The sequence below is a fragment of the Brevibacillus sp. SAFN-007a genome (assembly GCF_051967035.1).
In the GTDB taxonomy this organism is placed as follows: domain Bacteria; phylum Bacillota; class Bacilli; order Brevibacillales; family Brevibacillaceae; genus Brevibacillus.
Genome location: NZ_JBQCKK010000009.1, coordinates 127532 through 142746, shown reverse-complemented (window position 1 = coordinate 142746; position 15215 = coordinate 127532). Strand labels below are relative to the sequence as shown.

Below are 15215 nucleotides of genomic sequence, written 5' to 3'. Positions count from 1 at the left end.
TTTCCCCATAAAAAATCCCTCCACAGTAGACAGTACAGACCTTTCTTTTGCCTGTCTACTATGGAGGGAGCATATCACCAAGGTGGCTCTCTCCTGCTTTCTGCTATCGTCGACTGTTACACCGCTTCGTAGATGGCTTCATAGCGCTTGCCGATCTCTTCGTCGGTCAAACCGGCTTCACGCAGACGGCCGATGAGCGCATTTGCCCAAATCTCGGCGCGCTGAGCCATTTTCGCGTATTTTTTCGCTTCCTTCCCTTTGCGCTTGGCGCGGTCTTCGCCGTTCGATTTGAGGTTGTCGAGGATGAACAGCATGTGCATGGTATCTTCCTCGTTCAGCTCTTTCCAGTTATCGTTCAGAAACGCGACGACTTTTTTGTAGTAGTCATCAAACTCTTCAAAGGAAATCTCGGTATCCATGTTGAGGTATTCTTTCATTTTGTCAAATAGCTCTTGCATCTAACGTCACAACTCCCTCACTATTCTCCGCCCTATTATAACAAAAACAAGCATGCACAGGAAGTTGCCATCATTTGTGAGCGCAGCAGCCGGCTTTCGTGTGCGCCCTCCCGATGCAACCAGCCTCGCAATCCACTATAATGAAAGAATACTGAACCATCCCGAGGAGAACACCCATGCCCACACCAAAAAAAGAACAAGAAGCAATCATTCGCGTCGGCCAGCAAATGACGCTCACCATAAAAAGTCTGGGAATCAACGGCGAGGGAATCGGCTACTTCAAACGGAAGATTGTCTTCGTCCCCGGCGCTCTCCCAGGCGAGGTCGTACATGCCGAAGTGACCGAGGCGCGGGAAAAGTACGCAACGGCCCGGCTCTTGCGCGTCGTGGAGAAGTCTTCCGCGCGCACCGTTCCGCCCTGTCCGGTCTACAAGGAATGCGGCGGCTGTAGCCTGCAACACATGGACTATGCGGCACAGCTTGCGAGCAAGCAGGAGATCGTCATCGAGTCTCTGCGCAAATACGCCGGACTGTCCGCTCCCCCCGTCGCCCCGACCATCGGGATGGACAACCCGTGGTCGTACCGCAACAAGGCGCAGTTCCAGGTAGGCAAGCAAAACGGCAAGCTCATCGCGGGACTGTACCAGACAGGCAGCCATAAGCTCGTTGATCTGGAAGGCTGCCAGGTGCAACACGAGGCGACGACCAAAATCGTGCAAACCGCAAAACAAATCATCGAGGAACTCGGCATCCCCGTCTACGACGAGCGCAAGCGGACGGGCGTCATTCGCACGATTGTGGCGCGGGTGGCTTTTGCCACAGGCGAAACGCAGCTGACGCTGGTGACAGCCACCAAGGAAATTCCGCGCGTCAAGGAGCTGATCCTGGAGCTGCGCACGCGCCTGCCCGAGCTGGTCAGCATCGCGCAAAACGTCAATCCGCAAAAAACGTCGCTCGTCTTCGGCGACCAGACGCTCTCCCTCTGGGGCAGGCCCGCTATCGCGGAAAAGCTCGGGGAGCTGTCGTTTGATTTGTCAGCGCGCGCCTTTTTCCAGCTGAATCCGGAGCAGACGAAGAAGCTGTACAACGAGGTGAAAAAGGCCGCCGCCTTGACTGGCAAGGAGCTTGTACTCGACCTGTACTGCGGCACGGGCACGATCGGCTTGTGGCTTGCTCCGCATGCCCGCGAGGTACGCGGCATCGAGCTGATCCCGGAAGCCGTCGAGGACGCCAACCGCAACGCAGCGCGCAACCAGGCGACCAACGCTAGCTTCCACGTAGGCCGCGCCGAGGTCCTCATGCCCAAATGGGCCAAGCAAGGCACGCGCCCGGACGTCGTCGTCGTCGATCCGCCGCGCACCGGGCTGGATGATGCGCTGATCCGGTCGCTATTGGACGTGCAGCCGAAGCGGATCGTGTACGTGTCCTGCAATCCGTCGACCTTGGCGAAGGACGTGGCAAAGCTGCTAAGGCGGTATGAGCTGGTGAGCGTGCAGCCGGTGGATATGTTTCCGCATACGGCGCATGTGGAGTGCGTATTATTGATGGAATGGAGGGGCGAGCCTAAATAGGCTACGCCCCTTGTTTTAGAGTCTTATAACAATGTCAGTGATACTGTGAAAAAAGGTCAATATTATGACACTTCAATATAAGGCGGATGGTCTTGTGGACATTGAATCCTACTTACAAAAAATTGTTGCAACCTTTCGTATGGCGATGAAGGATAACTTAGTAGGTATATATTTACACGGTTCGTTAGCAATGGGATGCTTTAACCCAAATAATAGTGATATAGACTTATTGATTGTGGCAAAGAACAAACTTTCAATAGACGAGCAAAAGGCTATTACAAAACATGTTTTATTACTCCATAATGATTTACCGAGCGGTCGTGGGATTGAGTTAAGCATTGTTTTGGAGTCCTTTGTGAAAAATTTTGTTTATCCTACTCCATTTGAATATCATTACTCAGATTATCATCGTGAAAAGTATCAATCTGACGAAAGTTATGTCTGTGGTGGTTTTGAAGACCCTGACCTTGCGGCGCATTTTACAGTCACATTTCAAAGAGGAATTACACTTCATGGCAGACCAATTCAAATTCTCTTTCAACCAATTGACAAAAAATACTATATGCAATCAATTCTCAACGATATTAGAGAAGCATCCAAGGAAATTATTGATTCGCCTGTTTATTATGCCTTAAATCTTTGCAGGGTTCTTCTGTTTTTGCAAGAGGGCGTAGTATCCTCTAAGAAAGAGGGGGGCGAATGGGGACTTAAAGTTTTGCCCCGTAAATTCCAATTCTTAATTTCCAATTGCTTGGATGAATACAATGGACTAGTAAATGAACCAGAGTTTGATGGTACACTGTTAGTAGAGTTTTCTGAGTATATGCAAAATGAAATAAGACAGTTAAGGGACTGAAAGTTTTTGTAGATTCCTCCCACGGAGGAACTTAATGACTGGGTAGAAGCGCACATAACATTTTCTAAATCTTACAATTTCCTGGAGCGGGCTATCATCCATTCCATGGCGAGTGCAGCCAGGGCAAAAAATACTGACAGCCCTACCAAGACAAAGGAAAAAGATTCGTCAAAGGCAGCGCGTCCCGCCGCTCTTAAAGCCTCCGACGCCTGAACAGGCAAATCTTCCGCAACGAGTAGGGCTTCATCCAGACTGTCTTTTACGTTAGCTGGAACCTGGAGTCCCTCCGGAATGATCATGCTCAGCGAGTACATAAGACCGGATAAGCTTCCAACAATGGCAATTCCGGTTGCACCTCCAACTTCATACGCTACTTCTTCAATTGATGCCGCCATTCCCGCTTTTTCAGGCGGTGCAGAGCTCATGATGGAATGCGAAGCTGCCGTCATGCCTGCTCCCAAGCCTGCCCCAAGAAGAGCCAGTCCAGTGATTTGACCCGCTATTCCGGCATCATACTGAAAGAGATAAATGACCGTTCCTACGGTCGCAATCAGAAGGGAGAGACTCTTGAGTCGTATCACATTGTAAAGATGAATAATCTTCCCGATTAACGGCCCCGCCACAAGAGCTGCAGCCGGTACGCTTAATGTAATGAATCCCGCTTGCAGCGGACTTAATTGCTCCACCAACTGAAGCCGCTGAGTTACGATATATTGAATGCCCAGCTGTCCAAACAGGCCAACTACAGCTGTAATACATCCTGCCGTAAATGGGGATATCTTAAAGAGTGACAAGTCAAGCAACGGGGTGGAGCTTCTCAACTGACGACGAATAAAGATCAGCAACACGACAATTCCGATAATGGTGCTAACTGCGGCAAGCGCCGGAGAACCATCACGTTTTGCAAATTCTTTGATGGCAAAAACAATCGCCACCATGGAAACCATGATCTGGACGGAGCCGGTAATATCCCATTTTGTATCCTTGTTGCCCTCATGACCGGGGACATACACCATGGTTAATATAAAAGCCAGGAGCGCGATAGGAACGTTTATCAAGAAGGCGGCGCCCCACCAGTAGTGCTCCACAAGAAATCCGCCTATGATCGGACCGGCCCCCGCCCCTCCGGAGGCAATGGCGGCCCAGATCCCTATCGCGAGTCCAAGCTCACGCGGGTCGGTAAAGGTCATTCTGATGATGGACAATGTAGCAGGCATCATCATGGATGCTCCAATTGCAAGAAGCACCCGCGCCACTACAAGCACAGTCGGGCTTGGAGCAAAAGCGGCTAAAAGGGAAGTTGCCGTAAAAACAAGCAATCCAAGAGCAAATATTTTTTTGTGGCCGTAGCGGTCCCCGAGCGTCCCCATCGCCGGCAGCAGGCCTGCCATAACGAGCGAATAGCCGTTTAGAATCCATAATTTTTCTGATGCCGACGCGCCAAGGTCATAGGTTAAGCTTGGCAAAGCTGTATAAAGAATCGTCGAATCCATGACAATGAGCAAAAGTGCGCTCGATACAACGCCCAGAATAAGCCACTGTTTGAAACTATACATCTGTATTCTTCCTCCATATTCTCCTAATATAGAAATCTTATAAAACCGACTCTAAACTATCGGGTTACCCTATAGTCAAAGCCTAATTTTCAGTAGTAAAATTTGGAAAGACCAGTGTATAGTTTTTCGAGACATCGAATTGGGAGGAACGATTCGTATTGAATAGTGACAATTGCTACTACTTCACAACTAGCGAAATGGCGGCCATAGGCGGGGTGACGAAACACACCCTTTTTCATTATGACGAGATCGGACTTTTGAAGCCCGAGTTCATTCACGCAAACGGGTACCGCTATTATTCTCTGAGGCAATCCTATATTTTGGATATTATTAATGTACTCAAAAAGACGGGAAGTTCTCTGCAGGAGATCAAAGGGTATCTTCAGGACCGTAACGCCCAGAAGCTCGAGGAGCTGTTCAAACAGAAGCAGCATGAGCTGGAGAGGGAACTGCACCGAATCAAACGGATGCAGGATATTATGCAAAACGCCATTCAAATTACGAAGACATCAATGAAGGAGCTGCGGACTGATCCATCGATAGAAGAATGCCAAGCGGAGTATTTGATTGCGACACCGCTTAAACAGGGCGATGAGAAGGAATTTAATTCCAAGTTAAGCGAGCATCGAGCATATTGCGAAAAGCATTTGATTAATCATGAATTTCCAATCTGGGCAATTGTAAACAGAGAAACGTTTGAATCCGGCGACTTCTCCTGGAGTTATGTCGCAAATAAGCTTAAAGCGCCTATTTGGGGAGATAGAATGATTACCAAGCCAAAAGGTTTGTATGCGGTTATGGACTATAAAGGTTCTTACGAGTCTTTGCCGGAAGCCTGCGCCATGATCAAAACGTATATCGAGCGAAACGGAATGAAGGCATGTGGAAATGTGTACATCATGGACCTGCTGAACTATTTCTCCGAGATCAATCCCGATAGCTACGTCGTACGAGTCTCAGCCGAAGTTTTGATTTAACAAACAACTCTCCGTTCAGTCGCTGATCATGACCCCATTTTATAGACATTTGGAATGCGCTTACGCCTTTACTGAGGAATTGAGTTGCCTGTGTCGACATTACATGTCGAGATTGCTGGAATCCGTTCACTACAACATCTCTCGCTTACAAAGCATGATGCAGGTAACGCTCAAATCTGAATTTCCCTATTTATCCGGTCCGAAAATCTTCAATTACTGGCTGTACGTCATGGAGACCTATACAGGGGTGAAGTGGCAGTCCCGTGAGTTGATACTATCACTATCGCTCCTGATACACACATTATGAAGGCAACAGTGAGATTAGGGTTATGCACTTCGGATGTGCTAAACGGAACTGCGGACGATAGAAAGCTGGTTGCGGAAGCATGGGAAAAAGCACTGGAAGGCAGTGGTTTGGCTCCCATTGACGTCCATACTCCACGATGGCTATGGAGCCGGGCAGGGTTTCCGTCCCCTAACTGCTGAATCTCTCTTCACCACATCCTGGCAAGGGTAAGGTGACAACTCGGTAATCCGTCCACGCTGTTGAAGGATATTGCCAAGCTGGTGAGCGTGGAGGCTGTGTCGCTCTTGTTTAGGAAAGACAAATAGTGGATTAGATGGATGCGGCTTATTTTTACATGCTGTCCGATTATGCGGTTGCCGTAACTTTAGCGGAATCAAATATTGCCCCAAAAGTTGCCGATAGATGGATCGCAAGCGGTGAAGAGTTGCGAATGTCGGCGAGTTGGAGCTGCTACTGCTGGCTGTTGGGGAATCGTCCGGATCATGAGTTCTCCGCGGACAAAATTTCCAGTATGCTTGATCTGGTGCAACGCACGATTCACGCTGCTCCCGAACGAGCGAAATACGCGATGAACAACTTTATGTATACGGTGGCTGTATCTTATGTGCCGCTCCATGACAAGGCTGTCGAGACTGCCAAGGCAGTAGGCCCGGTAGAAGTCAAACGGGACAAAAACAAAAGCAAGCTCATACATGCTTTGGAAAATATTCAAAAAGCAGTAGATAAAGGACAGCTTGGTTTCAAGCGCAAGCATGTAAGGTGTTAAACTCTGGCGTGCTGCACTCGTCATACGATACTTGTGGAGAGTGTCCTATTGATGGAAAGAAGGGGCTAGCCGCGTATGGCTACGCCCCTTTTTAGTCGGTTGGGGAAGTTGTGCCGCGCAGGATTTTCTCGTGACTTACGTCTAACGCGTCGAGCTTTATTAACTCTGCCTTACATGCCGTTACTCGCGATTCGGTATCGTGCTCGTAGGCGATTTCTGTTTGAAGTCGCGCCGCTCGTTCCTCTCATGCTTGGTATTCGTTCCTAACTGCCACAAAAACGAGCATGCAACACTTCCTAATCCATAAGTCGAATGTATATTGACCGAAAACATACGATACGTCTAGCCATCAGAATATATGCTCTGGTAAAATATCCCTTACTTGAGCGAGGTGATCCTATGGAACCTTTATCGAAAATCGAAGGAAGTCTGAATGAGTTTTTCAAAATTAGTGAACTGAGTACAGACCCTGGTTTTTGTAAATTTATTCCCATGGTTTATGAGCCTATACAATTTGATTGGCAAAATTGCTTCGAAAAAGATTACAGAATGGTGTCCATGAATATATAACGGGGGAAATTCATTGTCATATTGATAACGACTATGGTAAACGCAAATACCAAATGGTGATGGATTATTCTTCGGAGACAACCATGTCACTTATTGGGGTTTCGCATTCGGCATCCGAATATTTCGTGATGAAAACGCAGATGAACAAATGGTTTAAAAATAAGTTTGATGTTGAAATTAAGTTGATTCCTCAAAATAAATGGTGGAGATAAAGACTTGGGGAAAGGCTTCCTTTACCGCAATCGGCGCAAGGAGTATTTCCCAAGCAACTGGCTAGCTGACTGCCATCGGAACAAAAAATTGACGAGGAGTGTCCTTCATGACCATTAGCGAAACGCACCCCAAGGTCGAAGCATTTGTAAGCAAAGAAACAAAGTGGAAGGCTGAATTTGAGAAGCTGCGCGAAATTGTGCGCGCCTGTGGACTAACCGAGGATTTTAAGTGGATGCATCCTTGCTACACGTTGAACAGCAAAAACATCGTATTGATCCATGGATTTAAAGAGTATTGCGCACTTCTGTTCCACAAAGGGGCCTTGTTGCCGGACCCTCATGGGATTCTCGTCCAGCAAACGGCGAATGTACAAGCGGCGCGCCAGATTCGGTTTACCACTGTGCAAGAAATCATCGAAAAGGAAGCCATCCTCAAAGCTTACATTCAGGCAGCGATCGAAGTGGAAAAAGCCGGTTTGGAAGTAGAGCGGAAACAGAATACCGAAGACATCATTCCGGACGAGCTTCAGGCCAAATTCGCCGAAGACCCTGCCTTGAAAGCAGCGTTCGCGGCGTTGACACCGGGACGGCAGCGTGCGTACCTTCTTTATTTTTCTCAACCGAAGCAAACCAAAACCCGTACGTCCAGGATTGAAAAATACAGGCAGCAGATTCTTGAGGGAAAAGGGCTGCACGATTAGGTAGCTCGATGAGCAGGAAATGTCCAGCAAGTGCAACTTCCATTCTCCGTATGCTTTCGCATCATCCGTATTCGCAGAGGCTCAGATGATGCTCGATATGGATAGTTCCGTCCTCGTCACTATGTACGTGATACCCTGCGGCAGCAAAATGTCCGGAAGCCTGTGGCGACAGGCTATCCGGACATTTCGTCGCGTCGGTCAACCGCCGGAGTGCGCGTCCATTCGTTCCGACTCCTTCTTCCATCGGGCAACAAAGTCATTCCGTTGCCGGTACATGATGATTCGGCTCCCTTTCGCTTTTTACGTTCGTCACCTGTTGCAGCCAGCGTTGCAATTCCTGACCAATGGCATGCGGGTTCTCTTCCGTCAAGTAGTGGTAGCCTTTCCCGATATCGACGAGAGTCAGATTGGACAGATGCTTCCGGCACCAGTCGAGCTGCGGTTCGCGTATCGTGCAGCCGGGGGTCGCATAAAAAAGCAGCTTCGGTACGGGAGTGGTCGTCAACCATGCATTGCGTGCATTCACCGCTTCCACCACTTCGGACGGTTGGCCTTCAATGGGAATTTGATTAGGGAAGACCCACATCGGTTTCCGGTTCTCATGATTCCGGAAAGGCTCCCGATACTGTTCATGCTCTTCCGGGGTAATCGCCCGATTTATGATCGTGTTCGTCATCCCTTCAATAAACACGCTGTTGTCGCGCATGAACGGCCAGCCCTCCTCGGGATGGCGCAGCTTCTGAAACAACGTCTGCGCTTCCGGCGGGGAAAAGTCCGACCAGGCGGCATTCGGGTACAAGGCCTGCGGTTCGAGCATCACTATCGCCTTGATCTTATCCGAATGGTTCAACGCATATTGCAAGCCGATAGCCGCTCCCCAGTCATGTCCGACAAGCGTGATATTGTCGAGCTGCAATTGCTCAAGGAAGCGCGTCACATAATCGACATGCTCCAGGAACGTGTACCCGATATCCGGCTTGTCGGAGCGCCCCATGCCGATCAAATCGACGGCAATGCAGCGGTGGGAGGAGCTAACGTAGGGAATGATATTGCGGAACGTGTAGGACCAGGTAGGATTGCCATGAAGGAAAACAACCGGATCGCCACTTCCATGATCGATATAATGCAGCCGATTGCCGTTCACCATCAGGTAGCGCGATGCGAACGGATACGTTTTGCCGATAGGCTTCGTGTCTTGAATGGACATTTTCCTCACAACTCCTTTGTTGATGATGTATCCACATCCTATCATTCTGTCCCAAGCGGCTCATTGTAAAAATGCGACAACCTTGCTGGTCCAAAAAAAGCCCCCCTCATGCACGAGGAAGGCGGGTGTTTCAGTAATACAAGGATTCTTCGGAGCGGGAGGAAGCTTCGCGTTCGATGCGGATTTTTTTTAATTTCGGCTGAACTTCGGTGCAGAAGAATTGCTCGGGACGGACGCCTGCAAACGCCTTGAAGTCTTTGGCAAAGTGAGCGTGATCCGAATAGCCGCACGCCTGGACGATATCCAGATAGTCGTAACCAGCCTTGCGAAGCTGGATGGAATGCTGAAAACGAACGATGCTCGCAAATTGCTTGGGAGACGCGCCGATCAACAGGTTAAACTTGCGTTCCAGAGTACGCCTGCTTACATAGGATTGCGCAGCCAACCGCTCAATCGACAGCGTTCCCTGCTGTTGCATGATTTGCTGCGCTGCCAGCAGGATCAGTTTTTCCTCCTCCTTGTCTCGCAGCGCCGCCCGCAGAAATTGCTCCACGATGCCGACCCGTTCTGCCGCGCCAGATGCGCCTGCCAGCTTTTCTTCCACATCCCGAACGTTTTGCGCAGGAAAGACAAATTCCAGCGGCACATCCGCATTTTTAAATTCATCAAGAGGATATCTCGTAAAGTAGGACAAGCCCCCGGGCTTGAAGAAAATGAGAACGGTCCCGATAGCGCCGGTGCTGATGTATTCCTTTACCGTCACGTGCATACCGGTGATACCGCTGGAGCCCATGGACACCGCTCGATTGTTCTGCAAAATTTTCATCGGCTGTCCGTATTGAATCCCGATGACGGTCAGTGTGGTAGGCAGCACTTTTACCGGATTCCGGTTGGCAAAATTCGCAGGATTGAAATCCTCCTGTACCAGAAAGCACTCGACATAAGGGCGCAGAAGAAGCGAGGGCGTGAATCTCTGGATAAGCATCGGGGTGCTCCTTTCTAGCTGAACGGTCGTCTTTATTATACCCGAATCCTGCGAGAGCACGGCCCGCTACGCTCTCTTTCTCTCCTACGCCCATGCGGTACATCCCGCTCCCGCTCGTGTATCCGCTTGCCAAAACAGCCAGCTCAAGGAGCCTTTTTTGGCTCGACCAGGCAACAAAGCTACGAGTGGCTGCCCTGCCTGCGTCACCGAAATCCCTTGATCTCCCTACCTGACGGGAACAGCCACCCAATGCCCTTTCTTCACTTCCACCAGCTCGGAATGCTCCAGGTTGTACTTGTCGCCTTCCGTCTGCTCGTCCAGCAGCACCCGCTTCTTTTTCGCCTCGATGTGCGGATCGGGGACCGGGATTGCGGCCAATAACGCTTTGGTGTATTCGTGCTGCGGATTGGCATACAGTTCCTCGCTTTCCGCCAGCTCGATCATTTTCCCCGCATACATCACGGCAACGCGGTCGCTGATATGCTTGACCATCGACAGATCGTGCGCGATGAACAAGTACGTAAGGCCGAGCCGGTATTGCAGCTCTTCCAGCAGCTTGACGACTTGCGCCTGGATCGAGACGTCGAGCGCAGAGAGCGGCTCGTCGCAGACGATAAATTGCGGATCGACGGCCAGCGCGCGGGCGATCCCGATTCGTTGGCGCTGCCCCCCGGAAAACTCGTGCGGATAGCGCATCGCGTAAGCAGGCTCCAGCCCCACCAGGTCAAGCAGCTCCTCGACCCGCTTCGTCCGCTCCGACTGGCTGCCCGCCAGCTTTTGCACGTCCAGCGCTTCTCCGATAATATCCAGCACCTTCAATCGCGGATTAAGCGAGGCGTACGGGTCCTGAAAGATCATTTGCATGTAGCGGCGCATGCTTTTCATCTCTTTTGCCGACAGCCTGTTCACCGACATTCCCTCGTACAGCACATCGCCGCCAGTCGGCTCGTGCAAGCGCAATATCGTCCGCCCCATCGTCGATTTGCCGCAGCCGGACTCGCCCACGACGCCCAACGTCTCCCCTTTTTTCATCTGAAAGCTGACGCCGTTGACCGCTTTCAGGATGTTTCCTTTGCCCATGTCAAAATACTTTTTGAGCGACCGGACCTCGATAAACGGCGGCTCGCTGTCTCCCCTGGTCAAAAGGAGCGGAGCGGGCTTCGCTTTTTTCTTCTCGTCCAGACGGGGAAGCGCGTGCAACAGCTTCAAGGTGTACGGATGCCGGGGATTGGCAAAAATCTCCTCCGTCGTTCCCGTCTCGACGATTTCTCCTTCCTTCATAACCACGACGCGCTCGCACATGCCCGCTACGACACCGAGGTCATGCGTAATCAAGATAATCGAAGTGCCGAACCGCTTCTGCATCTGTTTCATCAACGTCAAAATTTGCGCCTGAATGGTAACATCCAGCGCCGTCGTCGGTTCATCCGCGATCAGCAGAGCGGGACGGCAGGCCAGAGCCATGGCAATCATCACCCGCTGCCGCATGCCGCCGGAAAACTCATGCGGATACTGATGGTAGCGGGCTTCGCTGTTGCGGATGCCTACCAGCTTCAGCATGTCCAGCGCTTGCTGCTCCGCCTCTTTTTTGGACAGCTTCTGGTGTTTGATGATGCTCTCCGCTATTTGTATTCCGATCTTCATAGTAGGATTGAGAGAAGTCATCGGGTCTTGAAAAATCATGCCGATGTCTTTGCCGCGAATGCTCTCCATCTCCTGCTCCCTTTTGTCAGCCAGGTTCTCGCCCAAAAACAGAATCTCGCCTTCCTTCAACAATGACGGCGGAGACGGGAGCAGCCGCATGATCGACCGGGCCGTCACGCTCTTGCCGCTCCCGGATTCGCCTACGATTCCCAGCGTCTCTCCTTTTCCCAATTCAAAGCTCACCCCGCGCACAGCCTGGATTTCCTCGCCGCGGGATTGGAAGGAAACGGACAAATTTCGCACTTGTAAAATGGGTTCCATTTTTCTCTCCCCTGCTATTGACTATGAATTCACGCTCCCATAAAATATACTAAACATATCGGAATTATTCAATTTAAACAAACATAAGGAAGGAGAAAGAAAAGGTTGTGAGAACAGAAACGGAAGCAACGAGAAGGATTGAGCTGCCCGCTGTGACGGCCAGTCTGCACACGGCCGCACGCAAACTGTTTGTCTATCCTCCCTACCGCTTCTTGCTTCTGGTAGTAGGTGCTCCCGTTACACTTGCCGCGTGGATTGTTTATGTGTACAGAAGAAAAACGGGGCCGTACGCGTCCGAGCTGGCGAAAACCAGGCTGGAGCTTGCAGCTTCCGGCTACAAGGAGGAGCTGCGCTCAGAGATTGCGGAACAATGGCTGCGAAAGCACCGTTTTTTCGGACAGCAAGTCAACCGGCAAAAGCTGAACCGACAAGTCGAACAGGAAGCGGAAGCCCGGTTCCAGGCAGCGATCCTGGAGCGCACGGAGCAGAAGCTGCAGCAAGCCGAACAAAAAAGACTGAGCTTTGCCGACACCTTCCAGTCGCTCATCGGGCATCCGGTCTTTTTGCTCGTGTCGGTCCTGCCCGGTCTGCCCATGTACCTGCTGCTTTTGCTGTTCAGCAACCCGTACCTCAAATACATCGTGGAGCGGCTCGTCATGAGCGTGTTCGTGATTTTTGGGGTGGCCGTGATCGTCTTTACGATTTTGTACCTTTCGCCGTTCAACCCGGCCGCGAACATCCTGGGCGAGACCGCGACGGCCGAGCAGATCGCCGCATTCAATCGTATGTACGGACTTGACCAGCCGTATCTCGTGCAATTATGGGACAACATCAAAGGCATTTTTACCTTCGATCTGGGCAAGTCGTACTCCGGAAACGAGGAGATCACTTCGGCAATCGCGAGAAAGTTCCCGCTCACGCTGACGTTGACCGTCATTTCGCTGCTGCTGGCTGTAGCGATCGCCTTGCCCATCGGGATCATTTCCGCCGTCAAACGAAATTCTTTTTTCGACTATGCGTTCATGTTCATTGCCTTGATCGGCTTGTCGATACCAAACTTTTGGCAAGGGCTTGTGTTCATTCTCACTTTCGCGATCAAGCTCCACTGGCTGCCGGCAAGCTACAATCCGCAAAACTGGCTGTCCATCATCATGCCGGTGATCGTGCTGGGGACAGGCTTGACAGCGGCCGTAGCCAGAATGACGCGCTCCTCCACGCTGGAAGTTCTTCACGAGGATTACATACTGACCGCCAAAGCGAAAGGATTGAGCCAGCGGCAGGTGCTGCTCCGGCACGGGGTGCGAAATGCGATCATCCCGATTCTCACCGTGATTGGCCTGCAATTCGGCGCGTTGCTTGGCGGTTCGTCTGTGACGGAAAAGGTTTTCAATATGAGCGGGATCGGCAGTTACATCGTGGACATGCAGTTCATCCCCGATATCCCGAGCATCATGGGCGGAGTCGTCTACACGGCGATCACCATTTCCTTGGTCAATGTGGCGGTTGACATTTTGTACGCCTTTTTTGATCCGAGAATCCGAACCAAGCTGAAACAAGACTAAAGCAGGTGCAATCATGACAACGACGTATGATCGAAACCCCAAAAACCAGTTCAGGCTAAAAGCTTCCCCGGAGTACAGTCAAGCGAGCTTCGCCTGGATTTTGTCCCTGACCTTGACCGTCATTCTGCTTGTGAACAGCTACGATTTCGCTAACCAAGTCTTTCAGCCGTACGTGTTCGCTGCTTTTGCGGCCTACGCGCTGTTTACAGGGCTACAAGTCATCATCACAGCCAAGATCAGGCGAGACATTCTGACGTACGGCGAGATACAAAGCTCGACGCGGGCTTTCGGCTATGGGCAGCTGCTCAGTTTGCTGACAGGGAACTTGTTTGTGGTCACTTCTGCGCTCACTCTGATAAAAAAGCAAAAAAGCCCCGCATACACCTTTGCCGGATACATGCTGCTGACCGGGCTGGCGGTGATTGCCGTCTCCGCCTTGAATCTGTTCAAGCCGTACGTCGCCAACACGTTCCTTCCGGCCATGTTCCTTCTGTTGGCAATCGCCGTCTTTCATCTGGCTGCGTTTTGGCTGGTCGCAAAATACGCGAGCGGGCACCATGCGCCCGCTTGGCTGAAGTTTCTCGCCTATCCGCTTATGGGGACGGCTGTCACGGGAAATCTGTTTGCGCTGCTTCTGGGGCTGAACCTGCTCGCGAAAATTCGCCAGAACAACAGCCCTGCTTCGGCAAAATGGGCAGAGGTCTGGGAACGGCTCACCCGTCATACGACCTCCATGCTCGGCTTGTTCTTCGTCGTCTTTCTGTTTTCGCTCTCGGTTTGCAGCTCCTTTACCTTCAGCTACAGCGTGGCCATTCACAACAATTACGCAGCGATCCTGCAAGCTCCCAGCCTGGCTTATCCGTTCGGGACGGACAACTTTGGCCGCTGCCTGTTTTCCCGCATTGTCTTCGGGGCCCGCATCTCGCTGATCGTCGGAGTCATGTCCACGATCATCCCGCTGGTTGTCGGAGGCATTCTGGGTGCGATTTCCGGCTATTACGGCCGGCGCACGGACAACGTCATCATGCGGCTGCTCGATATGTTGTACGCCATTCCCGGCATCCTGCTCGCCATCGCGATTATCGCGGCGTTCGGCGCCAACACGGTCAACCTGATTCTGGCGCTGAGCGTCGGAGCGATCCCGACCTATGCCCGCACGATGAGGGCGAACGTCCTGCAAGTCTCGACCTTCGAGTTCGTGGAAGCGGCACGGGCGTTTGGCGCCGGGAACATGTCGATTATTTTCAAGCACATCGTGCCCAATTCGTTTGCGCCGATGATCGTCAAATCGACCTTGACTATCGGCAGCGCGGTCATTTCCACGAGCAGTCTGAGCTTTTTGGGACTAGGCGTCGAGCCGCATATTCCCGAGTGGGGAAACATTTTGAAGCTCGGAAGCACATACCTGGAGTCTCATCCTTACCTGGCGATTTACCCCGGGCTTGCCATCATGCTGCTGGTCCTGTCCTTCAATTTTCTCGGGGACGGATTCCGCGACGCGCTCGACCCGCGCACAGACTAA

11 protein-coding genes and 2 pseudogenes are annotated in these 15215 nt (G+C 51.4%); 8 read left to right on the top strand and 5 right to left on the bottom strand.

Annotated features, from left to right (window positions below; translation table 11 throughout):
- Nucleotides 1-116 precede the first annotated feature (116 nt).
- Nucleotides 117-458 carry a hypothetical protein gene (locus tag ACTHO6_RS12370; RefSeq protein ID WP_440241867.1) on the bottom strand — a complete coding sequence of 114 codons (342 nt, stop codon included), beginning with the start codon at nt 456-458 and terminating at the stop codon, nt 117-119.
- A 176-nt stretch (nt 459-634) separates the two neighbouring features.
- Here ACTHO6_RS12370 and rlmD point away from each other — a divergent pair, with 176 nt between their 5' ends.
- Nucleotides 635-2029, top strand: a complete 1395-nt coding sequence (rlmD, locus tag ACTHO6_RS12365; protein ID WP_440241866.1) for a 23S rRNA (uracil(1939)-C(5))-methyltransferase RlmD — start codon at nt 635-637, stop codon at nt 2027-2029.
- Nucleotides 2030-2093: 64 nt separating this feature from the next.
- On the top strand, nt 2094-2885 hold the full coding sequence (locus ACTHO6_RS12360; protein WP_440241865.1) for an aminoglycoside adenylyltransferase domain-containing protein: 792 nt from the start codon (nt 2094-2096) through the stop codon (nt 2883-2885).
- Nucleotides 2886-2956: 71 nt separating this feature from the next.
- Here ACTHO6_RS12360 and ACTHO6_RS12355 read toward each other — a convergent pair whose 3' ends face one another.
- Nucleotides 2957-4441 carry an MFS transporter gene (locus tag ACTHO6_RS12355; protein ID WP_440241864.1) on the bottom strand — a complete coding sequence of 495 codons (1485 nt, stop codon included), beginning with the start codon at nt 4439-4441 and terminating at the stop codon, nt 2957-2959.
- Between the two features lie 158 nt (nt 4442-4599).
- Here ACTHO6_RS12355 and ACTHO6_RS12350 point away from each other — a divergent pair, with 158 nt between their 5' ends.
- The 4 genes and pseudogenes from ACTHO6_RS12350 (at nt 4600) to ACTHO6_RS12335 (ending at nt 7974) form a co-directional block, all read left to right on the top strand.
- On the top strand, nt 4600-5418 hold the full coding sequence (locus ACTHO6_RS12350) for a MerR family transcriptional regulator (RefSeq protein ID WP_440241863.1): 819 nt from the start codon (nt 4600-4602) through the stop codon (nt 5416-5418).
- A 620-nt stretch (nt 5419-6038) separates the two neighbouring features.
- Nucleotides 6039-6491, top strand: a pseudogene (locus ACTHO6_RS12345) (DNA alkylation repair protein); the annotation flags it as partial.
- A gap of 557 nt (nt 6492-7048) precedes the next feature.
- Nucleotides 7049-7273 (top strand): annotated as a pseudogene (locus ACTHO6_RS12340) (Nif3-like dinuclear metal center hexameric protein); the annotation flags it as partial.
- A 107-nt stretch (nt 7274-7380) separates the two neighbouring features.
- Nucleotides 7381-7974 (top strand): YdeI/OmpD-associated family protein, encoded by a 594-nt coding sequence (locus ACTHO6_RS12335; protein WP_440241862.1) that lies wholly within the window; start codon nt 7381-7383, stop codon nt 7972-7974.
- Between the two features lie 256 nt (nt 7975-8230).
- On the opposite strand, the gene ACTHO6_RS12330 is transcribed toward ACTHO6_RS12335, so the two are convergent.
- From ACTHO6_RS12330 to ACTHO6_RS12320, 3 genes are all read right to left on the bottom strand, one after another.
- Complete coding sequence (locus ACTHO6_RS12330; protein WP_440241861.1) at nt 8231-9181, bottom strand: haloalkane dehalogenase; 951 nt, start codon at nt 9179-9181, stop codon at nt 8231-8233.
- 130 nt (nt 9182-9311) lie between these two features.
- Nucleotides 9312-10166, bottom strand: coding sequence for a helix-turn-helix domain-containing protein (locus ACTHO6_RS12325; RefSeq protein ID WP_440241859.1), 855 nt, complete (start codon nt 10164-10166; stop codon nt 9312-9314).
- A gap of 225 nt (nt 10167-10391) precedes the next feature.
- Nucleotides 10392-12131, bottom strand: coding sequence for an ABC transporter ATP-binding protein (locus ACTHO6_RS12320; RefSeq protein WP_440241858.1), 1740 nt, complete (start codon nt 12129-12131; stop codon nt 10392-10394).
- Nucleotides 12132-12238: 107 nt separating this feature from the next.
- On the opposite strand from ACTHO6_RS12320, the gene ACTHO6_RS12315 reads away from it, so the two are divergent.
- Both ACTHO6_RS12315 and ACTHO6_RS12310 read left to right on the top strand, forming a co-directional pair.
- On the top strand, nt 12239-13693 hold the full coding sequence (locus ACTHO6_RS12315; protein ID WP_440241857.1) for an ABC transporter permease: 1455 nt from the start codon (nt 12239-12241) through the stop codon (nt 13691-13693).
- Nucleotides 13694-13706: 13 nt separating this feature from the next.
- Nucleotides 13707-15215 (top strand): ABC transporter permease, encoded by a 1509-nt coding sequence (locus ACTHO6_RS12310; protein ID WP_440241856.1) that lies wholly within the window; start codon nt 13707-13709, stop codon nt 15213-15215.

Excerpts from the sequence above, each read along its gene's own strand:
- ACTHO6_RS12360 (WP_440241865.1), top strand. The coding sequence starts at position 2,094 with ATGACACTTCAATATAAGGCGGATGGTCTTGTGGACATTGAATCCTAC.
- ACTHO6_RS12355 (WP_440241864.1), bottom strand. The coding sequence starts at position 4,441 with ATGTATAGTTTCAAACAGTGGCTTATTCTGGGCGTTGTATCGAGCGCA.
- ACTHO6_RS12370 (WP_440241867.1), bottom strand. The coding sequence starts at position 458 with ATGCAAGAGCTATTTGACAAAATGAAAGAATACCTCAACATGGATACC.
- ACTHO6_RS12320 (WP_440241858.1), bottom strand. The coding sequence starts at position 12,131 with ATGGAACCCATTTTACAAGTGCGAAATTTGTCCGTTTCCTTCCAATCC.
- ACTHO6_RS12310 (WP_440241856.1), top strand. The coding sequence starts at position 13,707 with ATGACAACGACGTATGATCGAAACCCCAAAAACCAGTTCAGGCTAAAA.
- ACTHO6_RS12325 (WP_440241859.1), bottom strand. The coding sequence starts at position 10,166 with ATGCTTATCCAGAGATTCACGCCCTCGCTTCTTCTGCGCCCTTATGTC.
- ACTHO6_RS12335 (WP_440241862.1), top strand. The coding sequence starts at position 7,381 with ATGACCATTAGCGAAACGCACCCCAAGGTCGAAGCATTTGTAAGCAAA.
- ACTHO6_RS12330 (WP_440241861.1), bottom strand. The coding sequence starts at position 9,181 with ATGTCCATTCAAGACACGAAGCCTATCGGCAAAACGTATCCGTTCGCA.
- rlmD (WP_440241866.1), top strand. The coding sequence starts at position 635 with ATGCCCACACCAAAAAAAGAACAAGAAGCAATCATTCGCGTCGGCCAG.